This is a genomic window from Wolbachia endosymbiont (group B) of Melanostoma mellinum (assembly GCF_947251465.1).
Classification (GTDB): domain Bacteria; phylum Pseudomonadota; class Alphaproteobacteria; order Rickettsiales; family Anaplasmataceae; genus Wolbachia.
Genome location: NZ_OX366366.1, coordinates 1,295,346 through 1,319,442, shown reverse-complemented (window position 1 = coordinate 1,319,442; position 24,097 = coordinate 1,295,346). Strand labels below are relative to the sequence as shown.

The 24,097-nt window shown below is 33.8% G+C and carries 21 protein-coding genes, 1 tRNA gene and 1 pseudogene; 18 read left to right on the top strand and 5 right to left on the bottom strand.

Going from position 1 to position 24,097, the window contains the following annotated elements; genetic code table 11:
* The first annotated feature begins 53 nt into the window (after positions 1-53).
* The 6 genes from OPR42_RS06130 to fmt all read left to right on the top strand — a co-directional run bounded on the left by OPR42_RS06130 (position 54) and on the right by fmt (position 4,311).
* Entirely contained in the window at positions 54-1,010 is a 957-nt protein-coding gene (locus tag OPR42_RS06130) for a hypothetical protein (protein WP_064085574.1), read from the top strand.
* A 289-nt stretch (positions 1,011-1,299) separates the two neighbouring features.
* Positions 1,300-2,061, top strand: a complete 762-nt coding sequence (locus OPR42_RS06125; RefSeq protein WP_264374978.1) for a hypothetical protein — start codon at positions 1,300-1,302, stop codon at positions 2,059-2,061.
* 211 nt (positions 2,062-2,272) lie between these two features.
* The gene (locus tag OPR42_RS06120) at positions 2,273-2,716 is read left to right on the top strand and encodes a PAS domain-containing protein (RefSeq protein WP_007302082.1); all 444 of its coding nucleotides are present in this window, start codon (positions 2,273-2,275) and stop codon (positions 2,714-2,716) included.
* Between the two features lie 98 nt (positions 2,717-2,814).
* Entirely contained in the window at positions 2,815-3,021 is a 207-nt protein-coding gene (gene rpmI, locus OPR42_RS06115; RefSeq protein ID WP_010402777.1) for a 50S ribosomal protein L35, read from the top strand.
* 21 nt (positions 3,022-3,042) lie between these two features.
* On the top strand, positions 3,043-3,399 hold the full coding sequence (rplT, locus tag OPR42_RS06110; RefSeq protein ID WP_265042126.1) for a 50S ribosomal protein L20: 357 nt from the start codon (positions 3,043-3,045) through the stop codon (positions 3,397-3,399).
* A 12-nt stretch (positions 3,400-3,411) separates the two neighbouring features.
* Positions 3,412-4,311 (top strand): methionyl-tRNA formyltransferase, encoded by a 900-nt coding sequence (fmt, locus tag OPR42_RS06105; RefSeq protein WP_064085375.1) that lies wholly within the window; start codon positions 3,412-3,414, stop codon positions 4,309-4,311.
* Positions 4,312-4,398: 87 nt separating this feature from the next.
* Here fmt and OPR42_RS08830 read toward each other — a convergent pair.
* Positions 4,399-4,554 (bottom strand): annotated as a pseudogene (locus OPR42_RS08830) (WPE palindromic element domain-containing protein); the annotation flags it as partial.
* A 152-nt stretch (positions 4,555-4,706) separates the two neighbouring features.
* On the opposite strand from OPR42_RS08830, the gene purH reads away from it, so the two are divergent.
* Both purH and OPR42_RS06090 read left to right on the top strand, forming a co-directional pair.
* On the top strand, positions 4,707-6,227 hold the full coding sequence (gene purH / locus OPR42_RS06095) for a bifunctional phosphoribosylaminoimidazolecarboxamide formyltransferase/IMP cyclohydrolase (RefSeq protein WP_006013536.1): 1,521 nt from the start codon (positions 4,707-4,709) through the stop codon (positions 6,225-6,227).
* 476 nt (positions 6,228-6,703) lie between these two features.
* A tRNA-Asn gene (locus OPR42_RS06090) sits at positions 6,704-6,775 on the top strand.
* An 87-nt stretch (positions 6,776-6,862) separates the two neighbouring features.
* On the opposite strand, the gene OPR42_RS06085 is transcribed toward OPR42_RS06090, so the two are convergent.
* A complete protein-coding gene (locus OPR42_RS06085; protein WP_265042125.1) occupies positions 6,863-7,597 on the bottom strand; it encodes a leucine-rich repeat domain-containing protein in 735 nt (244 codons plus the stop codon).
* A 195-nt stretch (positions 7,598-7,792) separates the two neighbouring features.
* On the opposite strand from OPR42_RS06085, the gene gpmI reads away from it, so the two are divergent.
* On the top strand, positions 7,793-9,301 hold the full coding sequence (gene gpmI, locus OPR42_RS06080; protein WP_265042124.1) for a 2,3-bisphosphoglycerate-independent phosphoglycerate mutase: 1,509 nt from the start codon (positions 7,793-7,795) through the stop codon (positions 9,299-9,301).
* On the opposite strand, the gene OPR42_RS06075 is transcribed toward gpmI, so the two are convergent.
* Together OPR42_RS06075 and fabD are read right to left on the bottom strand one after the other, a co-directional pair.
* Entirely contained in the window at positions 9,296-10,042 is a 747-nt protein-coding gene (locus OPR42_RS06075; RefSeq protein ID WP_007302088.1) for a hypothetical protein, read from the bottom strand. The two genes, gpmI and OPR42_RS06075, sit on opposite strands and share 6 nt — an antisense overlap.
* 51 nt (positions 10,043-10,093) lie before the next feature.
* The gene (fabD, locus tag OPR42_RS06070; RefSeq protein WP_265042379.1) at positions 10,094-11,062 is read right to left on the bottom strand and encodes an ACP S-malonyltransferase; all 969 of its coding nucleotides are present in this window, start codon (positions 11,060-11,062) and stop codon (positions 10,094-10,096) included.
* 125 nt (positions 11,063-11,187) lie between these two features.
* Between fabD and rpmE the strand changes: the two genes are divergently transcribed.
* The 9 genes from rpmE to OPR42_RS06025 all read left to right on the top strand — a co-directional run bounded on the left by rpmE (position 11,188) and on the right by OPR42_RS06025 (position 22,290).
* A complete protein-coding gene (gene rpmE / locus OPR42_RS06065; protein WP_006013575.1) occupies positions 11,188-11,400 on the top strand; it encodes a 50S ribosomal protein L31 in 213 nt (70 codons plus the stop codon).
* A 21-nt stretch (positions 11,401-11,421) separates the two neighbouring features.
* Complete coding sequence (locus OPR42_RS06060) at positions 11,422-12,207, top strand: NAD kinase (protein ID WP_010402806.1); 786 nt, start codon at positions 11,422-11,424, stop codon at positions 12,205-12,207.
* Positions 12,208-12,290: 83 nt separating this feature from the next.
* A complete protein-coding gene (locus OPR42_RS06055) occupies positions 12,291-13,598 on the top strand; it encodes a hypothetical protein (protein ID WP_265042123.1) in 1,308 nt (435 codons plus the stop codon).
* A gap of 98 nt (positions 13,599-13,696) precedes the next feature.
* Positions 13,697-14,713 (top strand): Fe(3+) ABC transporter substrate-binding protein, encoded by a 1,017-nt coding sequence (locus OPR42_RS06050; protein ID WP_007302093.1) that lies wholly within the window; start codon positions 13,697-13,699, stop codon positions 14,711-14,713.
* A gap of 80 nt (positions 14,714-14,793) precedes the next feature.
* Positions 14,794-15,681 carry an aspartate carbamoyltransferase catalytic subunit gene (locus OPR42_RS06045; RefSeq protein WP_265042122.1) on the top strand — a complete coding sequence of 296 codons (888 nt, stop codon included), beginning with the start codon at positions 14,794-14,796 and terminating at the stop codon, positions 15,679-15,681.
* A gap of 660 nt (positions 15,682-16,341) precedes the next feature.
* Positions 16,342-17,316, top strand: coding sequence for an ankyrin repeat domain-containing protein (locus OPR42_RS06040; protein WP_264378021.1), 975 nt, complete (start codon positions 16,342-16,344; stop codon positions 17,314-17,316).
* Complete coding sequence (locus tag OPR42_RS06035) at positions 17,300-19,066, top strand: pentapeptide repeat-containing protein (RefSeq protein WP_265042121.1); 1,767 nt, start codon at positions 17,300-17,302, stop codon at positions 19,064-19,066. Before OPR42_RS06040 ends, OPR42_RS06035 begins: the two co-directional genes overlap by 17 nt.
* A 35-nt stretch (positions 19,067-19,101) precedes the next feature.
* Positions 19,102-19,710: a guanylate kinase gene (gene gmk, locus OPR42_RS06030; protein WP_010406904.1), complete on the top strand. Its 609-nt coding sequence runs from the start codon at positions 19,102-19,104 to the stop codon at positions 19,708-19,710.
* A gap of 243 nt (positions 19,711-19,953) precedes the next feature.
* Entirely contained in the window at positions 19,954-22,290 is a 2,337-nt protein-coding gene (locus tag OPR42_RS06025; protein ID WP_265042120.1) for an ankyrin repeat domain-containing protein, read from the top strand.
* On the opposite strand, the gene sdhA is transcribed toward OPR42_RS06025, so the two are convergent.
* Entirely contained in the window at positions 22,262-24,061 is a 1,800-nt protein-coding gene (sdhA, locus tag OPR42_RS06020) for a succinate dehydrogenase flavoprotein subunit (protein ID WP_010406910.1), read from the bottom strand. The two genes, OPR42_RS06025 and sdhA, sit on opposite strands and share 29 nt — an antisense overlap.
* Positions 24,062-24,097 lie beyond the last annotated feature (36 nt).

The window sequence follows — 24,097 nt, the reverse complement described above, 5'->3', positions numbered from 1 at the left end:
AAGTATTTGTTAATTCAAATAATACTTTTATTAATTCATTTAAGGAGTGTGAAATGCCAAAAAAATTCCAAAACACTAAGAATAGCATGCGAAAGAGAGAAACAACAAATAAGCAGGAGATGGATGGTCCAACAATTAGAATTGTATCTGACTTGGAAAGTATAAAACAAAACAGAAGAGTAGAATTTTTAATTAAAGGAGAGAATTTAACAGTAAAAGACCTCTCTATATCTTCTAGAGCAGCTGAGATAGGCTTGGTTACAGGAATAGTAAATTCAATAGACATTCCTCAAGCAATTCGTGAATCGACAATAGATGGAATTATTTTAGGTCTTAAGAGTGGAGAAATAGAAAAAGGTAAAGAATATAATTATAGAGAATTTAAGAAAATATATCTAAAAAACCTTGTAGATGAATTGGGTAAGGATAGTTCAAAAAAGCTAAAAGAAAGAACTGATGAAAATAGCCAATTGAGAGAATCTACTACTGAAGAAATTGATTATCAGATGCAGGAAGATGTAACTATCGAATCAGCTTCTTTAACAAAACAAGAATTCGATTTTGCATCAAGCAAAGTAACTACTAAAGAGATTAATGACGTAATAAATGAAATAGAAGAATCAAATGCTAGTTATGGAATTACTCCTGAAGATATAAGTAGTGTTTCCCGTTTTGATAGTAATTCACAAGAAGTGTTAGATCATTCTATATTTAATAGCACAGATGTGGAAGGGCCTAAATTACCCGAAATAAATGGAGGACAGTATATAGGAATAGCAGGGATTGCTGGTGGTATATTGGGTGGAGTGCTAGCAGTAGCTTTTGCAGGATTAGGATACTTTGTATGGCATAGAAAAAATAGGGAAGGTAGCTACGATGTTGAAAAAGCGATGAAAAACCTTCCTGAACAAGCTCAACTTGAGCATTCCGGATCTACATCAGAAATAGAATCTTTGCTCAGCAATGCTACATCGGTAGCACATCTATCTTCTCAGATTAGTGTCGAGTAAGATTCCAGAGTTTGATGGCACAACAGTGCCATCAACTTAGCTCTTACAGCACTTATATGCTCTGGAACCAAAGGAGAAGAAATTTTCCTGTCTTACAAAAAATTTTATAACTCTTTCTCTAATTTTATATCGTTTTTACTAAGGTATAATAAATTGCAATGAGAAATTCAGATATTAATATATGTATTATTTAGTATAATAAAAATATAAAAATCTTAGTGAAAAGATGTGGACTTAAATAATTTATCTTTTATACATAAGGAAATATTGGTCAGCTTGGGGGTCATATATGTCAAGAAGATTTAAAAATACTGTAGGAAAAAAAAGATCAATCAATAAGGAAAAAAGGAATAGATGGATTAGTATTGAATCAGAATTGCGAGATGTAGAACAAAACAGAACAATATATTTTCTATTGGGAGGAGGTGATTTAAAACTTAAGTATGTATGTATGCTTGACGATACATCTTATCGTATTCTTGTTGCTGAAGGAGAAATAGTGCATGCAGAAAATCCAAAAGTGATGATTGATGATATTGTTTCTGATCTCAAGAGTGGAAAAATACGAAGTTATAAAAGATATAATGCCAAAGAGTTTTATGAAAAGTATCTCAAAGAGTTTTTGAGTAATGAGAACTTGCAAAAGCTGGAAGCTGGTGATATTGAAAATACAACAGCAGAACTACCAAACTTAAAACAAGTAATGGAAGAAATGAAAAAATCAAACGCTAGCAATGGAATTACAATGCGAAATATAGAAAGTGTTCAAAATACGACGAATATTTTGGGTAATCCTATGATTCATGATACAAACTTGAGAGAGTTTAAATTATTGGAAACACCTTCAAACGAGAAAAATAATATAGTGTTCACAGTAGGTATGTTAGCAGTAACAGTAGCTTTGGTAGCAGCTATCGCAGCAGCTGTACCATTTAAATGTTGGTTTTATAATAGAAAAAATAAAAGCCATAGTAGTGCTAAGGAAGAAACTCCATCTAGTTATTTATTAAGTGCAATAACTTTAGAAAGTGGAACTAATTCTATTCGTTAGCCAAAATATTGCAAAAATAGAATTTTTTTATTATTTTTTTACAGTTTCCTCATTTAATAATTTTTATGCTCTAATTATTATACTTAATTTATCATTACCTGTTGTGTAAACAGGATGAGAATTTTCAATAATCTACATCCTTTAGTAAGAAAAAATCAATACATTCACGATAAATTTACCTCATATCTGTGTTTTATATGTGGAATTTCGAATGGAAAATTATGCAGGCAAAGAAAGAAGAATAGTGAATATAGTTACTCAACATTGGAGTGATATAAAAGGATCAGATAGAGAATGGCCAGAAAGACATGAAATAGACACTGCAGAAATCATGGAGTCATGGCAGCATTGTTTTATCATTGAAGTTAAAGATCGAGGTTATATTTGTGAAAATGCAGGAGAAAAAGCTATTGAATTCTATGGTTTTGAAAAAAAGATGTACATCGATGATAAGTATGCAATTGATGCACCATTTTTGCGGCTATATAAAATAGATGCAGTTATTGATAAACTTGAGACTGTAATAGAGAGTAAATGCTCAATTAACGAAGAGGAAGAAAGTGAAAGTGTTAAAATGAGGCAAGTATTGTTGCCAATTGGAGATAAAGAAGGTATAACACATATACTGGGTGTGATTACATTCAAGCTGCTTTAAAATACAATTTTAATTTGATTTTTTAATAAAGTTATCTATACTCATACTTAATTACTAATAAAGAACTAAATAGTGGTGTTTGTAAATTTGTTTAGAATATGACGAAAATAAAATTAAAAACCAAATCTTCTGTCAAAAAGCGCTTTCACCTTACAGCTAAGGGTAAAGTCATCTCTACTCAGTCAGGTAAAAGACATGGTATGGTAAAGAGAAGTAAATCTAATATTCGTAATCAGCGTGGTACGACGATTCTTAGTAAATCTGACTCGCGTATAGTTAAGCTTTATATGCCTTATGGTATTTAACAAAATGGAGGTAAAATAAAAATGGCTCGAGTAAAACGTGGAGTCACTACTCATGCTCGTCATAAAAAAATATTGAAACTAGCAAAGGGTTATAGAGGACGGTCAAAAAATTGTTATAGAATTGCATTACAAAGAGTTGAAAAAGCACTCCAATATGCTTACAGAGACAGAAGAACCTGTAAACGTGATTTTCGTGGTTTGTGGATAATACGTATTAATGCAGCAGTAAGAGAACATGGACTTACTTACGGTAGATTTATGCATGGTCTTAAACTTGCTGAAATTGATTTAAATAGGAAAATTCTTGCTGAGATGGCTGTTAATCATAAGGATGATTTTGCTAAATTAACAGAAATTGTAAATAGTAAGTTAGCTTAAAGCAAAAACACCATGAGAATTATTTTCATGGGGTCACCGGAGTTTGCTGTTGGTGCGTTAAACTTACTACTGAAATTACAGAGTGAAATAGTAGCAGTATATACCAAAGCTCCAAAACCTTCTGGACGTGGGCAGAGGTTAACAAAATCCCCAGTACACATCGTTGCTGAAAAAAGTGACATAGAGGTATGCACTCCTGCCTCTTTAAAATCTTCGATAGAGCAAGAAAAGTTTGGAAATTTTAAGCCAGACGTTGCAGTTGTTGCTGCGTATGGATTGATACTTCCAAAAGAAATTTTAAATATTCCCAAATATGGTTGTATTAATATTCATCCATCATTGCTGCCTAGGTGGCGCGGTGCAGCTCCGATACAGCACACAATTTTAGCCGGAGATCAAGAAACCGGAGTTAGCATTATGCAGCTAGATGAAGGATTAGATTCTGGCCCTATTTTAAAACAGAAAAAATTTCTTATTGAAAAAAGCGATAATTATAAGACGTTGTATGATAAATTGTCTGAATTAGGTAGTGATTTACTGCTGAAAGTACTAAACGAAATTGAAAAGCAAGTTCCCTTAAAACAGAGCGATAACGATGCGTGCTATGCTGACAAAGTAAAAGACTATAAAATTTACGCAAGTGACGCCTGTGAAATTGCTTATAGAAAGGTTAAAGCATTTTATCCAAAAGCATTCATTAAGGTAGAGAACAAACGTATCAAGATACTTGATGCTGAATTTGAAGCTTTCACTTCAGGACAAGGTGAGATCATTAATGATAATATGCATATAAGTTTAAAAGGTGGTACTTTAATTCCTAAAGTTGTACAAATGGAAGGAAGAAATCCTTGCGATATTAAAGATTTTGTTCGTGGCTTAAAATCAAGTTTAACAAAAAAATTTATAGAATAGACTACTTTGAAAGGAGGGTGAGGAGAGCTAAAGCAACTTCTACAATTTGGTATTCCGCTGCTTGTTAGCGGAATCTACAACAAGATACCGCGTTTTGGTGTACGAACATTGCAATTTGCAGGTAATTTGAGTAGTAGATGGTGTCATTCCAGTGCTTGACACTGGAATCCAGTTTCTATTGTACAGCCACCTGGTGTGCTCATTTAAAGTGAAGTTTTCTGGATCCCAGTGTCTGGGCACTGGGATGACATCTTTCTTGGTCTCTTGTATCACAATGTTCGTACAGCTATGTGCTTGTTAGCGGAATCTACAACGAGATACCGCAGTGGTATGACGTAGTAGCTATATATAGACAAATTTTCTTTTCTTAGATATAATCTTAAGAAACCTTCCATATGAAAATTAAAAGAGCTTTAATATCAGTATACGATAAGACAAATATAATTGAACTTGCATCGTTTTTGATGCAGCAACAAATAGAAATTCTCTCAACAGGGAATACTTATAAAGTGCTATCAGGTGCGGGAATAAAAACGCAAGAAGTTTCAGATTACACACAATTTCCAGAAATACTAGATGGCAGAGTGAAAACTTTACATCCTAAAATTCATGGAGGAATACTCTGTGATCGAAAAAGGCACGAAAAGGAAATGCAGAATCTAGAAATTAAGCCGATAGATCTGCTTATAACTAACTTATATCCATTTTGGAAAACGGTTAATAGCAACTCAAGTGAGAAGCAAATCATAGAACAAATAGATATAGGTGGAGTAGCATTAATTAGAGCTACAGCAAAAAACTTTCATTTCACTTCAGTGATTTCTAGCATTCAAGATTACGAAACACTGAAAGCTGAGATGATCAAAAATAACAATCAGACAACATTAGAATATAGAAAACATCTAGCAACTAAAGCATTTGCTCTGACTGCACAGTATGATTCTAATATTTACAATTGGTTTTTATCACAGGGTAAAAGCAATGAGTTACCAGAGTTTTTTACTTTATATGGATGTAAAGCACAAGGACTCAGGTATGGTGAAAATCCTCATCAAAAAGCTGCATTTTATAGCAATCAATTTAGCAAGTATCCACTGGAGAAAATACATGGAAAAGAGTTGAGCTATAATAATATAGTCGACATAGAGTCTGCACTTAACATAATTTCTGAGTTTCAAGAACCTGCAGCAGTGATAATAAAGCACAATAATCCATGTGGCGCTGCTGTTAGTGATAGTGCTTTAAAAGCATATGAAAAAGCTCTATCATGTGATGAAATAAGCAGTTTTGGTGGAATAGTTGCTTTCAATCGGGAGATAGATTTAAAGCTAGCAGAGAAATTAAACGAGATATTTTTGGAAGTGGTGATAGCACCATCGGTAAACAATGAGGCATTAAAAATTTTACAAAAAAAGAAAAATTTAAGAGTGATTATTCATCAATCTCTTCAGCAAAATGCAAAATATCAAATCAAAAATGTTGTTGGCGGGTTCTTAGTGCAAGAAAATAATAACCATACAGTAAAAGTAGAAGAAATAAACCGAGTGACAGAATGCACTACAACAAAAAAAGAGAAGGAAGATCTTATTTTTGCTTGGAAAATATGTAAACATGTAAAATCCAATGCAATAGTGATAGCAAAAGACGGTTGTGCTATTGGCATCGGTGCAGGACAAACAAGCAGAATAGATAGTGTGAATATTGCAGTAAAAAAAGCAGGTGAAAAATGTAAAGGCGCAGCGCTTGCTTCAGATGCATTTTTTCCATTTCCAGATAGTATAGTAGAGAGTGCAAAGCATGGAATTACAGCTATAATTCAGCCAGGTGGCTCATTGAAAGATCAAGACGTGATAGCAGCTGCAAATGAGAATAAAATTGCCATGTTTTTCACTGATGTTCGTAACTTTCTCCATTAAGCTTTGTATCCTGTCAAAATTATACCCACACAGGGCTTTGTTGCATAGCAGCTTATAGGTATGAAAATTGTAGTAAATTTATGTAGTTACTTTAAACTCAACTATACCTATCTGTAATTGTAAGCTGTACTCTTGAGCTCCTGATGCGATTTATAGCAAATCCTAAAATGCCTTGCTGTTTTTCCTTATAGACATTCAGCTTACCTTGTACATTAGTCTATCTGGATGACATTTTACTTTTTCTAGAATATAATAATTCCCTAGAAATTACCCTACTCAATTCTATTGTACCTTGTTTAACATTGAAACATGAGTCTGGAATCTAGAAATTTTTTAAGAACAAAAGTTATTCTAAGTTTTTGTTGGTAAGAAAAACTGGATTACAGCTCCATGCACTGGAATGATATCTAGGTCTAAAGTCTACATAAAAATCGTTTACAATCGGCGTTCAATGTGATAAGTTGAAAGCAGTTTATTCCTCGGTAGCTCAGTGGTAGAGCAGTTGGCTGTTAACCAATTGGTCGCTGGTTCGAATCCGGCCCGGGGAGCACTATTTTATACAATCTGTACATTTCACTTTTAGCACAAAATTCACTACCTTTTTTTTGTCTCTTAAACAGACAAAACGTGTGAAGTTATATAGTTTTAAGGCCTTTACTGTCAAAATGCAAAGATGTCTGCGCTTCACTTAGCTTGCTATCTGGCTCCTCTTCTATTTTTCTTTTATTACATTTCCTTTTTAATTGAGGAAGGACATTTTTTGGCAATGTTTCATCAATACTGCAATAATTGTAAATGAGCGAAGTAAGACGCACCAAATTTCCACTCGCCAAAGTCTGTACATCTCTGTAATTAATCCTGTTATCATATACTTTAAGTGTAATAAGATTTTTAAGATTTCCACTTGCTAAAGCCTCTGCACCTTCATTACTGATTTCATTCCATCCTAAACTCAGTAAAATAAGCTTTTGAAGGTTTCCACTGGCTAAAGCTTTTGCCCCCCTATCGCCAATTTTATTATCATATAATTTAAGCTCAGTAAGACTTGTAAGATTTCCACTGGCTAAAGCCTCTACACCTTCATCACCAATTTCGTTTCCTCCTAAATCAAGCGAAGTAAGATTTATAAGATTCCCGCTTGCTAAAATCTTTGCACCTTCTGTACCAACATAACTGCAACTTAGATCAAGTGAAGTAAGATGAGAAAGCTGAGCTAATTCTTTTATAACCTCATAATTAATTTTTGAACATCGTAAAATAAGTCTTGTAATGTTTGTATTGCTTTTTAAAAAGTTTACTAATCTATCAACATTAATTATAGCACCTGATGTTGCTAAAGTATTATCCTTTACATATTGACTATAACTCATTTGAACTCACTATTAAAGCTATGCAAGTGTTTTAGTAAACACTTCAGCAACTGTCAATCACTTTAATAAAATATTTTATGAAAAACTTCATATACCATTGCCTCCAAGCAGCTTTTTCTATCTCTTATTTTAACACAAAAGTTGTGAGAAGAGTTTGTTTTTGGTACCATTGAGGGTTTCGATGTTAACTTTTATATGAACTTTAAATCAGTCGTTTTATGTATACTAGATGGCTGGGGTAATGGAATAGAAAATAGTAAATACAATGCTATTAGCAATTCAAATCCACCTTGTTGGCAACATATTAGCTCTAATTATCCAAAGTGCAGTTTATCTGCCTGTGGAACTGATGTTGGATTACCAGAAGGCCAAATAGGCAATTCAGAAGTTGGTCACATGAATATTGGTAGCGGTAGAGTGGTAATGCAAAGCCTTCAGCGTATTAATCAAGCAATCGAAACGATAGAAAATAATGCAAATCTACAGAATTTTATTAATGATCTAAAAAGTAAGAATGGCATATGCCATATAATGGGATTGATATCAGATGGCGGTGTTCATTCGCATCAAAAGCACATTTCAGCTTTAGCAAACAAGATATCACAGCGCGGAATTAAAGTTGTAATACACGCATTTTTAGATGGCAGAGACACACTGCTAAATTCAGGGAAAAGATGCATTCAAGAATTTACAGAAAGCATAAAGGAAAATGATATAAGAATCGCCACTGTCTCTGGGCGTTATTATGCTATGGACCGTGATAATAGGTGGGAAAGAACAATTGAAGCTTATGAAGCCATCGCATTTGCAAAGGCGCCTCGTTATGATGATGCAGTATCGCTTATTGATGAAAATTATCAAAATAATATAACCGATGAATTTATCAGGCCCGCAGTAATAGCCGATTATCAAGGTATAAAACCAGAAGATGGATTGCTATTGGCTAACTTTCGTGCTGATCGAATGATACAATTGGCAAGTATTTGTCTTGGTAAAGCAGGCTATACTGAAGTGGCAAAATTCTCTTCAATTTTAAGTATGATGCAATATAAAGCGGACTTAAAAATCTCTTATCTCTTTCCTCCTGAATCTTTTGCCAACACTTTGGGACAGATAATAGAAGACAATAAATTACGGCAACTGCGCATTGCTGAAACTGAGAAATATGCTCATGTGACTTTCTTCTTCAATTGCGGAAGAGAAGAACCTTTTTCTGGTGAAGAAAGAATACTCATTCCTTCACCAAAAGTTAAAACTTATGATTTGCAGCCTAAAATGTCAGCCTTTGAGCTCACAGAAGAACTTGTAAAAAAAATTCATTCTCAAGAATTTGCGCTGATAGTTGTAAACTACGCTAACCCTGATATGGTGGGACACACAGGTAATATAAAAGCAGCCGAGCAAGCTGTGCTCGCTGTAGATGATTGCCTTGCAAAAGTACTCAGCGTTGTCAAAGAAGTGGGTAATACTGCACTCATTGTTACAGCAGACCATGGTAATGTGGAATGTATGTTCGATGAAGAAAATAATACACCTCACACAGCTCACACTTTAAATAAAGTGCCATTTATTATATCTTGTGACAATTTAAAACTAAGAGATGGAAAATTATCTGATATTGCTCCTACTATTTTACAGCTACTTGGGCTCAAAAAGCCAAACGAGATGACAGGTAGTTCGTTAGTGCGTTCCATGTTGCTATAACTCTATTGTTAAGGGTTGAGGAAATAAAACACTGTGTATAGAAGATAGCATATCTATTTGCTGCTCTAAATGATCATGCTCAGCTTCCACATTAGAGTACCGAATATTATTCTTCCCTACATATACAGATAAAGAACCATCATCTTCAACTGCTTTGTTATTTTGCAATACTATATTAAAAATTTCTTTCTGTTTTAAAGCATCGAACCAATCTTCAACTGTCGTATAGAAAAACTCACCCGTTCCACTTTCCGGACACACTTCTGGAGAAATCTTTAGCACATCATGAGAAAGTGGTGGAGAAAAATAGCTCTTGAATGAGTAGCTGGGAGAATTGTAGTTATTGTGCAGAGCGATAACGTGATCTTGACCAGGAAGTAAAAAATCTAAAATTCTTTCTGCAAAGTTTCTAACAGCTCTCAAAGCATCTTCTGAAACACTGCCAAACTCTCTTAAGCTAGCTTCTGCACCTACATCATCAAACATGCGATTGGGATCGAATTCATACCGCTCACCATTTAAGTAAAATTCTACATTACGCGGAGTACCATCACCATGAGTAATGTATAGCATTCTTCCACCAAACTGCTGGAGTATATGCTCACCAGCCCCTTTTGAAGTTACTTCATTTTGATGCACATTAATAAAATTGATCCCACTTGTATCGCTACTTTTAATAAAAAGCTTAACCGTGGTATCACCCAACGCTAGATCATATTCTTTAGTGTCGATGTTTGACATTCCGCTGCTATCAATAATCAAAGCAAAAAATAGTACAAATTTTACTTTATGTTAGTTATAAGCTTTTATTTTTAAATTTTTTGCTGTCAACATTAATGATTCATTAAAGAAGTTATCAGCATCACTAATGCTACCTATGCTTTTTGTATTGATAGATTGGTCAATTCTTTTAACTAGATTAGATAAAACTTTGTTAGGGCCAACTTCAACAAACTTATTAGTGCCATGGCTTGTCATATATAAAACCATCTCTCTCCATCTTACTCTACTTACAACTTGCTTAGCGAGCAAAGCTCTTATGATCTCTGGATCACTTTCTTCCTTAGCTGTAACGTTTGATACAAAAGGAATCGAAGGGCGAGTTATGTTGATGCTTTTTAAAAATTCCAGAAGTTTTTCATCAGCAGGTTTCATAAAAGATGAATGAAAAGGCCCACTAACTTGTAATTTTATCATTTTCTTGACACTTGAGTTTTTGAATAAATCAGGTAAGACCTCAAGAGCCTCTGCAGTACCACTCACCACTACCTGCCTACCACCATTATCGTTTGCAATTTCACAATCAATTTGAGCTGATTTTAATATACCTTCTACTTCACTTATTTCTGCTCCAAGTAGAGCAAACATTCCACCTTTGCATTTTAGTGAAGCTTCATGCATTGCTTCGCTACGAACTTTTAGCAATTTGACTGCAGACTCAAGCGTCAATGCCCCTGCAGCACACAGCGCTGTATACTCGCCAACTGAATGCCCACAAACATACTGAACATTGTGAAGAGATTTACCAAGCACATGCTCCATAACACGTAGCGTTGCAATTGACACCGCCATTATAGCTGGCTGAGCGTTTTCCGTGATGGTTAATTTCTCAATAGGGCCATTGAAAATCAAATGAGACAGCTTTCTACCCAATATGTCATCTACTTCATCAAATACGTTCCTTGCAACTGAAAATTCATCATATAAGCTCTTTCCCATTCCTACAAATTGAGAGCCCTGACCAGGAAAAGCAAAAATCATAAAAAATTTTTCATTCTTCATTGAGAATACTACTTTATTTATTTTTTGTCAATATTTCACAATAATGATTGACCAAATGAACCAGATTCACTAAAATCTTAGCTGGTAAGAAATTTGTAAGAACAATGGCAGAAATCGATTATCACAAAGTTACTATAGTTATGACAGATGGTCAAGAGTTTGAAACTTATTCCACTTATGGAAAAGAAGGTCAAAGAATAAAGCTTGATAGAGATCCTCTTACTCATCCTGCATGGACTGGAAGTTTGACAAGCGGTTCAGGGGAGAAGGATAGTAAAATAGCTAAGTTTAATGATAAATACGGGAGTCTTTTTTAGTTCCTCCCCTCTTTATTTAACATGTATAAATATAAAAATGTAGGCTATATTGCTTCTTCGCTACCCAAGTCTCAGGAAGTATCTAAACTACTACAGAAACTCAATTTTATCAATATAGCAGAAGCAGGTAAGCATGAAGTTGATCTGCTGATAGTTGTTGGTGGCGATGGTTTTATGCTACGCACCCTACACAACTACGTCATAGGAAATAAAGATATACATGTGTATGGAATAAATACCGGTAACGTCGGATTTTTGATGAATAAATGCTTTGAAGATCTAATTGATCATATAGAACATGCAGTTCCTACTCAGCTAACTTTACTAAAAATGGAAGCCACAGACATAAGTGGCAAAAAACACCATTACATCGCAGTAAATGAAGTGTATGTCTTTAGAAATGCAAATCAAATAGTGGAGATGAATATTACCATTAATGATAAGCTAAAAGTAGAAAAATTCAGAGGAGATGGAATTATATTGTCTACCCCAACAGGTAGCACTGCATATAACTTCTCTGCCGGTGGGCCAATCTTACCACTTAATTCAAATTTACTTGCACTGACTTCCATTAATAGCTACTACCCAAGGCGTTGGAATGGAGCGCTAATCTCAAATGATACAATAGTGCAAATTGATATCAATGATGTGAAAAATCGTCCAGCACTTGTAGTATCAGATTACAAGGAATTTCACGACATATCGCAGGTAAAAATACAGAAAGATCACGAAAATACAGTCACTCTACTTTTTGACAAAGATTGCCCTTTGAATGAAAGGATCTTTGATCAGCAGTTCTTATACTAATATTTATTCTTAAATTAGTATTCACTATATCTTAATAACTATAGCGTAATCAACATAACATTGTAATTAATTTTGGAGCGAATATGCCTGGATCAGGAAATAAAGATAACGTCACACTGGTTTCTCATACAACGGTGAGTGAAAATAGTGCAGCAACTCCACCAACACCAGCACCTAGAAACACAGCGTTACAAACAAATTCGGCTAGCGAATCAAGTTCTGATGAAGAAAGGCAAGAAGGATCGAATGTGAACAGTTCAGAACCTCTTTATGCATCAATAGATATAAGTAAAAAAACTCCCAAAAAGAGTCCTGATAATCAAACAGATAGTCAACATCCAACTCTAAGCAGATCACCTTCTCAAGAAACGGAATTTAATGAACCTTGTAATAGGAATGAAAGTGAAAACAAAACTTTTGAAAATCTCAGTCAGCATAGCGATACACCTTCAAGTCTTCCGCCGTCATATAAGACAGACGGCTCTGAAAATTCTTTGTCTACAAATAGTAAACTTAAACCGCAAAAAAACAGATTCTGGCCCAAAGCGCAGTATGCCATGCAGCAGAAAGGCGTTGTAATTTTTGGTGCGGCCGCTATCGTGCTTGGCACATCTACAGCTTTAGTATATTTACAAGATAAAGCAAAATTTATTGCGTTCTTTACAAACAGTCCGCTATATACCATCGTACCGATTATTGCAGTTGCTTCATTGTTTGCAATTAGCCCAATGCTGCTTGGAATAAAACAGTTTGTAAATACCAAAGAATATCAAACTCAAGTAAAAAATGCAGATGAAGTTTTAGATAATGTTTTGATGGACCAGCCAGAAGGTAAAGTTATAAAGTCTGTAAGACTGGAATATAGCAATGGCACTCATTCAAATTTTGTATTTAATGCTTGGGAATCTAAAAAAGGCTTCGTCAATATTGATGAAAAAGTAATCAGTAAAACTAATAAAATAGAGTCCGTAATTAATAATAGGCCACTATTTACTGCATTATTAACTGGTGTAGTTGCTGCAAATATAGCGCTCCCTTTATTGCTTTATGCAGAAGGTGGTGTTAATAATATACAAAAATTTTACCAAAACCCTTTGACCAATAATATAAGATTATTACCACTTATAGGCTTAGGTATATTTGTATTACTAGCTGTATATCTTGGCGTGCATTACTATAGAAAAACAAATTGCACTAATCTTGTATATTCTGAAGAAACGATTGATCCTAAAAATGTTAATGGGAAATTCATTGAGGAAATAAAACGAGAAAGAACAAATGTTCTTGGAGAAAATCATAGTAAAGATGCTAAACGCAGCAGTTTAACGCTTGAGCAGGTTGTAGTTCAATCTCACAATTATAAGGATGCTATCTATAGTATAGGTGAATGAAATAAATCTCCTACAATGTCCATTGATTGGAATTTTTACACTTGCTAAGACCTTGCTATTTTGATAGCTTGAGATGATGACAAGGAAGGGGTTTGTTTATGAAAAAAGGTTTAATATTTATATCTTTAGTAGCGGCTTTATTGATAGTCGTTAATTTTTTATATAAAAATAGCGGAATTGATGATTCACAAGTAGTAAACGTTTATTCATCACGTAAAGAAGAATTAGTACATAGTTTGTTTGATGATTTTACAAAAACCACTGGCATCAAGGTACGTTATATCATTGACGATTATTCCCAATTGCTTTCACGCATGGAAAATGGTGGTGAAGCTGATTTGTTTTTAACTGCAGATGCAGTGAATTTGATTTTAGCCAAAAAAAGAGGGCTCTTATCTCAAGTGGATTCAGAGACTCTAAAAAATGCCATACCTGCAAAATTTAGAGATAATGAAGATTATTGGTTTGGTCTCACAAAAAGAGCTAGAATATTGGTTTACAATAAAGAATCAGTAGATCCTAAGGAATTAAGTACCTATGAAGATTTAGCGAATGAAAAATGGAAAGGGAAAATATTAGTACGCTCTTCCACAAGTCCATATAACCGATCATTGATCGCTTTTATGATTGCAAAAAATGGTTTTGAAAAAACAAAAGAATGGGTGAGTGGAATTGTAAGCAACATGGCAAGAAAACCAAGCGGTGGTGACACAGATCAAATTTATGCTGTAGCCGCTGGTGAAGGCAATGTTGCAATAGTAAATAGCTACTACTTTGCAAGAATCCTTTCATCAGAAAATAAAAAGAATATCACAGAAAAGTTAGGAGCTTTCTTTCCGAGTGATGGTGTAATGGTGAATATTAGTGGTGCAGCAGTAACAAAAAACGCAAAACACAGAGAAAATGCCATAGCTTTATTGGAGTTTTTTGTAAGCAAACAGGCTCAAGAGCTATATGCTAAAAAAAATCAAGAATATCCTATTGTTGAAGGTATTGAAACTTCTGATGTGTTAAAATCTTGGGGAAATTACCTACAAAGTACTCTGCCTATAAGTGAGCTTGAGAAGCATCTCTTTGAGGCTGTTATGATAGCAGATGAATGTAAGTGGAAATAAAATTTTATAGCTTCCTTCTACTTTACTTTACAGTTGTGTAATTGAAATTAAGAAAGTAGAATAAGCTCAAAAAAGGAGCTATGGACAAGAGAAGGAATTTATTAAATATCTCAGACCTCACAATCGGTGATGTAGAAAATATAACTAAATTAGCCAACCAATACCTTGAAGAAAAAGTTGAAAATAGTCATGTTCTGAAAAATAAAATAGTCATAAACCTATTCTTTGAAGATTCAACACGTACGCTCGCATCTTTTGAAATAGCAGCAAAGAGCCTTGGAGCAAATGTTATAACTTTACCAATAAAATCTTCTTCTATTAACAAAGGGGAAGATCTAAAAGATATGATAAAAACATTAAATGCAATGAATCCTGACTATATGATAATCAGGCATAAAAGTAGTGGTATTATTAATACATTGGCAAAGCATGTCAACTGCTCGCTAATCAACGCAGGCGATGGAAGCAGTGAACACCCAACTCAAGCTCTTGCAGATTATCTCGTAATTATCAGTCATAAAAAGCAAATAAAAAACCTCAAAATTGTGATATGTGGAGATATTTTGCACAGTAGAGTTGCAAGATCAAATATAAGATTGCTAAAAATGTTTGGAGCAAAAATAAGCTTAGTTGCACCACCAGCTTTGATTTGCAAGCATCTTCCTGAAGTAGATTCACTTCACTATTCATTAATCGAAGGTATAAAGGATGCTGACGTCATTATGCTTTTAAGATTGCAGAAAGAGCGCATGAATAATAATTCTTCAGAAAAAGAATATTTTCATTTGTATGGACTTGATTCACAAAAACTATCGCACGCAAAACCAGATGCAATTGTTATGCACCCAGGACCAATAAACAGAGGTATCGAAATTAGCAATGATATAGCAGATTGTGTTATTTTACAGCAAGTAAAGTTTGGATTAGCAACGCGTAAGGCAGTACTGCACTATTTAATAAATGTTTAAGTTAAAAATTAATGTTTAAGGAATTTTAGACATAATGACCCTCCTATAAAGAAAAGATTTAGAAAAATATAACACACCTTATGACAGAAATTAAGCGTACGTGTACGCACTGAGGTAGACTGTGCTATATTTTTTATTGAAAAATTAATTGAAAGGTCTGCAGACTTGAATAAGGTGGATTTCGAGCTCTAAAATACCCTCATTCTTACTGATAATAATCAACTTACCAAATGTGTCAAGTATTTTTTTGCATTTAATTTACAACTACGAACGTTTATTTGCAAAAAATACTATAAACATAAAATGATAGATGTCATAAAAGTAGCCAGCACTGGCATCCAGTTAAATTTGTGAGTTAAAAGTTATGCTAAAATATAACGTTTCTAATGATGATGGAAAATGGATCCCAGTGTCAGCTACTTAGATGACATTGTTTAGTACGCAAATTACCACAATGTTCATACAGCTGTATACTGATTTCTTTAATGTCCGTACAGTTGTATGTCAGCTACTCGAATGACAATTTCAAATAAAACCTAGATAAAAGAGAAAAATAAATTTTTACATAATCATACTTGTACAATAACTAAAGCACTTTTTACTGTAGATTAATCATTTGATTATAGTATCATTTTAATTAAGCCTATATTTGCAATGTTTATGAAATATAAAGCATTCTTCATACTATTAATTGTTATATCTAACCTGCTTGCTGCAGAACAGCCTGAAGAAAATAAAAATGAAAGCAGTATAAATCAAGAAGACGTATCGAAAAGCAACACTGATGCTGAAAAAACTTCTCCGCTTCTGAGCGAACTCAAAGAAATCACAGACCCAACAAATGTAATCAATGAAGAAGTACCTTCAAGTAATCAAACAAACCTACAGTCTGAAGAGGAGACTAATATAAAAGATACCAAAGCTCTAACAAGTCCTTTATCAGAAGAAAAAAAAGAAGAACCTGAAGAGAAGAAAATCAGTCACAATAATCAAACAAACCTACAGCCTGAAGAGGAGATTAGCAAAAAAGACACCGAACTTTCAACAAGCCAATTAACAGAGAAAAAGAAAGAAGAACAGCCTGACAATATAACACCTGTGAAAAAAGAAAATGAAGAAAGCGAAAAATGGACAAAGCTAAACAAAGAAATAAAAAAACATAAAAGCAAGTCTATATATAAAAGACAATATGATAGCCTAAATGAGCACCTTCCTAAAACTATATTTACTGATGATTACAGTAAGCAATTTTTTTACTGCATCAAGAAGGGCAACTTAATTTGTCTAAGAGGAGTAATAAATAAGCTAGAAAAAATTGGATTAACAATTCAAGAAATACTAAGATTTAGAAATAAATTGGGTGATACTCCTCTAATTTATGCAGTGAAACAAGGTGAAATAGACACAGTTCGCTTTCTCTTATTACAAGGTGCTGATCCTAGAGTAGTTGATAATAATTTTAAGTCCCCTATTGAAATAGCAATCGAAAGGAATCAGATCAACATAATAAACGCAATTGCCGAAATGATGCCATACCTTTTAGAGGATAAAGAAATAAACAATCAAGAAAACTCAGAGATGTATAACTTTGCTATAAAAACAAAAGAAAACACGTGTGATGCAAAAGATAATTAGACTTTTGATATTAATTTTAGTTGGTCATTTATGCTATGGAGATGATGCAATCAATGATTTTTTAAGCGCTCTGCATGATGTAAAATACGTATCTTACAATACAAAAGATTTTGCTAAATTTTTAGTACAGTGTAATAAAGCCAGCATACCACAAGATTTTAAGAAAGGTTTTGGTCCTAATTTAAATGGTGCTAATTTTAGTCAATTGTATTTAAGCAAATCTATTTTTGATGGAGTAAGTTTAATTGGTGCCGATTTTTCTAACACCGATTTATCAGATGTGTCTTTTATCGATGTTGATTTACGTGGTGCCAATTTTTCCAATGCTAATTTACATGGCGTTAAAATAAAAGGCACAAATTTAAGTTTTTCAAAATTTGCTTCTACAAATTTAACAGATATCATATTTGATCAGTCTAATATCAGTTATGCTGATTTTATCAATTCTAATCTCAACAAAGTAAGTATGCGTAATATAATGGGTTTGCATACCAAGTTTTTGAACGTAAAAATGAATTTCTCCAATTTATCAAACTCAAGTGCCAGCTACATCAATTTTAGTGATAGTGAAATAAACGACACTGTTATGCAGAAAAATAATTTCGACAACGCAAGTTTCTTTGGAGTGGATGCACATAAGCTCAAGGTACAATTTTCTTCATTAAAAAATGCTAACATATATGGTGCAGAAATAAAAAAATCGGATTTTACAGGTAGCAATCTTTCAAACGCCTATTTTAATTCTTCCATTATAGTCAACAGTAATTTCGAAAAAGCCAATTTAAGCAATTCACAAATTTCCTATGTGAAAGGGGATAATTCAAACTTCATTAAATCTATACTAAATGGTTCCAAGATAAAACATGCATATGTTTTCGAAGCAGACCTTCAGGATGCTGACTTATCTAATATTGATTTTAGTTTTAGTGAATTGTATAAAGTTAACGCCTATGATGCTAACATTTGTCACGGAAAGTTTCATAATACTAAAGTTGTGAATTCTGACATGAATGGTTCGTTCTTTGACCATTCATTGTTTACCTCTGCAAAAATAGAAGATTCAGATCTTTCCACAACTTCAATGTATAAGACAAAAATTAAAGACTCTCAAATTTATAATAGTACTCTTTCCCACCATAATATGGATTCGAGTGAGATAGAAAATTCAATATTCTTCAAATTATTAGCTGATAATTCGAGCTGGTCTAATTCAAAAGTCACTAATTCAAACTTTATTGAAAGTGATTTCAAATCCTCCGTGTTTTATGATAATGCCTTTAGAAAGACTAGTTTTTTTCTTAGCAATTTGAGTAATTCAACAGTGAGTGATGTCTCTTTCCTCTCTTCAAGCATATATAAAAGTTCAATTGCTGATATTCATTTAACAGATTGCAAATTTGATAATTCAATTTTGATTGACAATCAAGGACAGACAAAAATTACAAATCTAGAGAATGCCATAACTTCAATTAAAGATCTGCAAGAGAAAATATCGCAGGGCAAAAAATTTGATGTAAATTATTCTTACTTTGAGTTTAAGGATATGAATTTAGAAAATGCTAATTTTTCTAATTCAATATTAAGTAGAGCAAAGTTTGTAAACGTTAATTTGAATAAGGCAAATCTTGAAAAAGCCGATTTACGTTATACTGTCTTTGATAATTCCTCTCTTATTGATGCCAATTTATCAAATTCTAATTTAGAGGGCTCTAGTCTTTTAAACTTTGATTCAAAAAATACAAAGTCTTAAAAAAGCTCTATAATGTACTTGTTAAATAAAGAAAAATGACCGTAAAAAATGAGGGCATACTACTGATTCTATCCTCTCCTTCTGGAGCTGGAAAAACTACTATATCAGAAAAATTACTTGAGCAATCAACTGATTTAGTTATGTCTGTTTCTATGACTACACGCAAACCTCGTCCCGGTGAAGTAAACGGAAAAGACTATTTTTTCGTTACTGAAGAAAAGTTTCACGAACTATGTAAGGCTGGTCAAATGCTTGAATATGCCAAAGTTTTTGAGAATTTTTACGGTATACCAAAAGATTTTATAGAACAAAACCTGAGCAGTGGAATAAGTGTTTTACTGAATATAGATTGGCAAGGAGCATTTCATTTGTTTGAAATCTTAAGAGAAAAAGTTGTAAGTGTTTTTATACTACCTCCCTCAATGGAAGAGCTTAGACTGCGTCTACAAAGGCGTAATAGTGATGATGAAATTGAAATAGAGCGTAGATTAGCCGAAGCGCAAAAAGAGATAAGTAAAAGTAATAAATATGATTACGTAATAATTAATGATGATCTTGATAAAAGCGTAGAAGAGATAAAATCAATACTAAGTAAAGGAATGCTTAAAAAATTAGAAGAAAAATCAAGTTTGAAAGATCTATAAAAACATTGGTTTGTCTCTTTCAGAGCACTCATGCTTCACAGTTTAGCCACATTTATTATTTTTTAAGATAAAATAGTTAAAATAGTAGACAAGTGCTAAAGTGGGGATTTGACTATGACAATAGATTTTCTAATAGAAACTAGTTTTCTGCCTTTTCACCTATATTTCGATAACATCTAGCTCAATTTAAAAGTTTAATACAATTCGTTAACGCCAAATAGCTTTTAATATTGAGGTTTTAATATGAGTATAGATCTAAGTGTATCAGTTACTAATGCAAACAAACTAGATAAATATATAAACAAAAATGAAAAACAAGATAAAAAAGACAAGCAATTGTATAATATTATAGAGAGAAAGGTAAAAAAAGAAAAACATCAGCATGAAAAACCAGGAAGTCGAGATGGAACACTCAAGGAATGTAAAAGGTTATTTAAGGAAGGCGCTAGTCCTGAAGTATTAACTAAATTAGAAGAATCGCTTAGAGAACAGGAAAAATATCACAGATATTATGTCCAATGTTTCCTTCCAGTGCTAGGTGAAGTAATAGAACGATCGAAAAGAATATCAAATGAAACAAAAAAACAAGTAATTTCTGAAGTCACTAAAAGTTGTTTTAGTAGGCACAGCGAACAAGACAGTGGCTACGGTAGCGATTTTGAAGATGAAATAAACGGAATATCAGATTCTGATAGCGATTTTGAAGATGGAATAAACGGAATATCGGATTCTGATAATGACGTTCAATTACTAAATGCAATCCAAAATGGAAACAACAGGAAATTTAGAAAATACCTAAAAGATTGCACAAATGTCAGTGGCATAACAGATGAAAAAGGAAATAATATTTTACACCTTATTGCATCGCTCAAAAAGAAACAAAAGCTTAAGTTTCTAGATACCTTGATAAAAATAGCTAACGAGAAAAATTTAGTACAACTTGTTGATAGTGAAAATCAAGAAGGAAAGACTCCTTTTCAGGTAGCACTAATTAACAAGATAATAAAAGGGAAACATGAGTCTAATACAGTTAGAAGTAGCGATAATACACTTAAGTTTCTTGCAAAATTGTTAAAGTATGGAGCCAAGCTAAGCTTACCTACAGAGGATTTAGAAAAATTATCTAAAAAGCAAAATGAATACTATCTTAAATTTTTAGAGAAATTGGCTGAGCGAAAACCAGAAATAAAAACAAAAGTTGAAGAAGTTATAGCCCATACCATAAATACTCCAGATAGTAATGATAATTATCAATTACATTTAGCAATTAAAAATAAAGATGAGAAATCCTTTAAGGAGTTATTGCAAAAAGGAGCAGATATTAGCCTGAAAGATACAGATGGTAATAATGCTTTACATCTAATAGTTTTAGAATTAAAGCAAAAACGAAAGTTTGAATTTTCAAATATAATATTAAATGTAAGTAAGGAGGAAGAAAAAGAGTATCTTAAAGCACAGTTTAAAAAAGCTATAAATGCTGAAAATACAGCAAAACAAACACCTCTTTATTATTTATTCCAGCATATAAAAGAAAAAAATGAGGATCGATCATGTACAGATAAAAAATTTGAAAAAACAAATAGATATAAAGCCTTAGAGTTATTTCTCCAAAATAGTGCAGACATTACTGCTCAAGACAAAGAGGGTAATAATGCTTTGCACTATATTGCTTCGCTAAAAGGAGAACAAAAGGTTGCATGCTTGGAGTTGATTTCCAGTTTAGTAAAAGAAAAAGAAATATCTGAAGATCAGTTAGGTAAGGCCATAAAGGCCATTAACGAAGAAGGAAGAACACCGCTACAAGTATCATTAACAAAAAAAGCAGAAAAAGGCAACCACCTTTCGCAAATGAAAACAATTTTTGATCTAGGGAAAAAGTACGACAATACAACAAAGTTTTGTGCAAAGCTGCTAGAAATAGGTGCTGATTCCCGTTCTCTGAAACTAAAAGATCGAGAATTTCATACTGAAAAATATTATTGCACTTTACGTAATTTAGAAAATTACTCAAAAACTCCACAAGAAGGAAAGGTAAAAGCTAAAGAACTAAGGAAAAAACTTGAAAAAAAATATAATGTTAGAACTTTTTCAAAAAAATGTCAGCATATTCTACACAAAACAGGAGATGGCCTAAAAGCTGCATGGAAATGCATTGATCCGGGCAGGAGAGCTAGTGTATTGTTAGCAATCACAGTAGCAACTACTATTATTACAATGGTAACACTTTCTTGCTTCCAAGGACAAATTGCAATTGGAGCAGCGTTACCCATCATAGCTATAACAGGAGTGGTGTGTCTGATATTCACTTTGGGACTTAGCGACATTAGGAAGTCTGTTAAGGAATTAACCAACGATAAGCAAAGCCGTAAAGATGATCACCTAGCTGCAAAACAACCTGAAAATATTACTGAACAACAAAATTTAGCTAACAACTCAGCAGAGCAAGAAGTACAAAGATCGTCAAATCAATCGGAGCATACAGAAAGCCCAGCTACTCAAATGAGCTATGTATCAATACTACGTCAATTTATAAATAAACCAGATGGGTTGACTAATAAATTCTCTTTTCCGGGGCGATGAAATCAATCTCATCGCTCAGAGTTTTTTCAGCAACTTTTTTATAGTCAATTTCTACACTAACTTGGCTTTTCTCTTCTTTAAGCCATGCTATAGTATGCTTCATCCAGTTTTTATCATCACGTTCAGGGAAATCTTCACGAGCATGAGCACCCCTGCTTTCCTCGCGATTAGCTGCGCATTCCATGGTAATAACTGCTTGTGGAATCATATTGGCAAGCTCCAGCGCTTCAACCAAATCACTATTCCATATCATACTGCGATCTTCAACTGCAATGTTAGGCATCATTTTTGCTACTTCTTTTATAGCTTTTTTACCTTCCTCTAAAACTTCAGCAACACGGAATACCGATGCATATTTCTGCATAGTGTGCTGCATTTCACTTCGTATTTTTGCTACTTTGAACTCTCCAGAAGCAAATCGCATTTTATTAAATCTATCTACTATCAAGTCTGTGCAGTCTGAATGCAATTTTTTATGTGGTGTATCAGGTTTCAATTTTTCTTTTGCCCTAAGCGCGGCAGCTCTACCAAAAACCACAAGATCAAGAAGCGAGTTGGAACCTAGTCGATTTGCACCATGTACAGAAACACATGCTGCCTCTCCTATTGCAAATAATCCTTCTACCACTTCTTCTTTACCTTTTTGCAACGTGATCACTTCCCCATGATAGTTGGTTGGAATACCTCCCATGTTATAGTGAACAGTTGGAATAACAGGTATCGGATCTTTAGTAACATCAACTCCTGCAAAGGTCTTTGCTGTTTCACTAATACCTGGCAATCTGAGCTTTATTACTTCCGGATCAAGATGAGCTATATTCAAGTACATGTGATCTTTCTTTGGCCCAACTCCCCTTCCCTCTCTAATTTCAATTGTCATTGCTCGACTTACTACATCACGAGAAGCCAAATCTTTTGCCTTTGGCGCATAACGTTCCATAAACTTCTCACCCTGAGAATTAACGAGGTACCCACCTTCACCGCGGCATCCTTCCGTCATCAAGCACCCTGAGCCATATATTCCTGTTGGATGAAATTGCACAAATTCCATATCTTCAAGTGGCAACCCAGCTCTCACCACCATGCCATTACCATCACCTGTGCAGGTGTGTGCACTTGTTGCAGAAAAATAAACACGTCCATAACCACCTGTTGCTATTACCACAGAATGTGCACGAAATCTATGCAACGTACCATCACACAGCGACCAAGCTATCACCCCACAGCATGTCCCTTTGTCCATAATCAAATCGATTACAAAATATTCGACAAAAAATTCAGCGTTAAATTTAAGACATTGCTGATATAGAGTATGAAGAATTGCATGCCCAGTTTTATCTGCTGCTGCACAAGTACGCTGAGCCGATTTTCCTTTACCAAAGTGAGTTGTCATTCCACCAAAGGCACGCTGATATATTTTTCCATCTTCCGTACGAGAAAAGGGTACACCAAAATTTTCAAGTTCAATCACAGCTTTGGCAGCATTTTTACACATATACTCTATTGCATCTTGATCGCCAAGCCAGTCTGAACCTTTTATTGTATCATATGCATGCCAGCGCCAGTCATCTTCAGCAATATTACTCAAAGCTGCACTAATTCCTCCTTGCGCTGCAACTGTATGACTTCGTGTAGGGAAAATTTTAGAAATGCAGGCAACTGAAAAATTAGTTGCAGCCATTCCAAGTGTTGCTCTAAGCCCTGCTCCACCTGCACCTACTATCACCACATCATACTCATGCTCTATGATTTCATACGCTGACTTATCCATATCCACTTATTTTATCATCACAGGCTTATAATATCA

Coding starts and splice junctions, on each gene's coding strand:
- purH (WP_006013536.1), top strand. CDS start 4,707: ATGAAAATTAAAAGAGCTTTAATATCAGTATACGATAAGACAAATATA.
- rplT (WP_265042126.1), top strand. CDS start 3,043: ATGGCTCGAGTAAAACGTGGAGTCACTACTCATGCTCGTCATAAAAAA.
- OPR42_RS06040 (WP_264378021.1), top strand. CDS start 16,342: ATGAAATATAAAGCATTCTTCATACTATTAATTGTTATATCTAACCTG.
- OPR42_RS06085 (WP_265042125.1), bottom strand. CDS start 7,597: ATGAGTTATAGTCAATATGTAAAGGATAATACTTTAGCAACATCAGGT.
- OPR42_RS06075 (WP_007302088.1), bottom strand. CDS start 10,042: ATGTCAAACATCGACACTAAAGAATATGATCTAGCGTTGGGTGATACC.
- sdhA (WP_010406910.1), bottom strand. CDS start 24,061: ATGGATAAGTCAGCGTATGAAATCATAGAGCATGAGTATGATGTGGTG.
- OPR42_RS06120 (WP_007302082.1), top strand. CDS start 2,273: ATGGAAAATTATGCAGGCAAAGAAAGAAGAATAGTGAATATAGTTACT.
- OPR42_RS06035 (WP_265042121.1), top strand. CDS start 17,300: ATGCAAAAGATAATTAGACTTTTGATATTAATTTTAGTTGGTCATTTA.
- OPR42_RS06130 (WP_064085574.1), top strand. CDS start 54: ATGCCAAAAAAATTCCAAAACACTAAGAATAGCATGCGAAAGAGAGAA.
- OPR42_RS06025 (WP_265042120.1), top strand. CDS start 19,954: ATGAGTATAGATCTAAGTGTATCAGTTACTAATGCAAACAAACTAGAT.
- OPR42_RS06060 (WP_010402806.1), top strand. CDS start 11,422: ATGTATAAATATAAAAATGTAGGCTATATTGCTTCTTCGCTACCCAAG.
- gpmI (WP_265042124.1), top strand. CDS start 7,793: ATGAACTTTAAATCAGTCGTTTTATGTATACTAGATGGCTGGGGTAAT.
- gmk (WP_010406904.1), top strand. CDS start 19,102: ATGACCGTAAAAAATGAGGGCATACTACTGATTCTATCCTCTCCTTCT.
- rpmI (WP_010402777.1), top strand. CDS start 2,815: ATGACGAAAATAAAATTAAAAACCAAATCTTCTGTCAAAAAGCGCTTT.
- fmt (WP_064085375.1), top strand. CDS start 3,412: ATGAGAATTATTTTCATGGGGTCACCGGAGTTTGCTGTTGGTGCGTTA.
- fabD (WP_265042379.1), bottom strand. CDS start 11,062: ATGATTTTTGCTTTTCCTGGTCAGGGCTCTCAATTTGTAGGAATGGGA.
- OPR42_RS06050 (WP_007302093.1), top strand. CDS start 13,697: ATGAAAAAAGGTTTAATATTTATATCTTTAGTAGCGGCTTTATTGATA.
- OPR42_RS06125 (WP_264374978.1), top strand. CDS start 1,300: ATGTCAAGAAGATTTAAAAATACTGTAGGAAAAAAAAGATCAATCAAT.
- rpmE (WP_006013575.1), top strand. CDS start 11,188: ATGGCAGAAATCGATTATCACAAAGTTACTATAGTTATGACAGATGGT.
- OPR42_RS06055 (WP_265042123.1), top strand. CDS start 12,291: ATGCCTGGATCAGGAAATAAAGATAACGTCACACTGGTTTCTCATACA.
- OPR42_RS06045 (WP_265042122.1), top strand. CDS start 14,794: ATGGACAAGAGAAGGAATTTATTAAATATCTCAGACCTCACAATCGGT.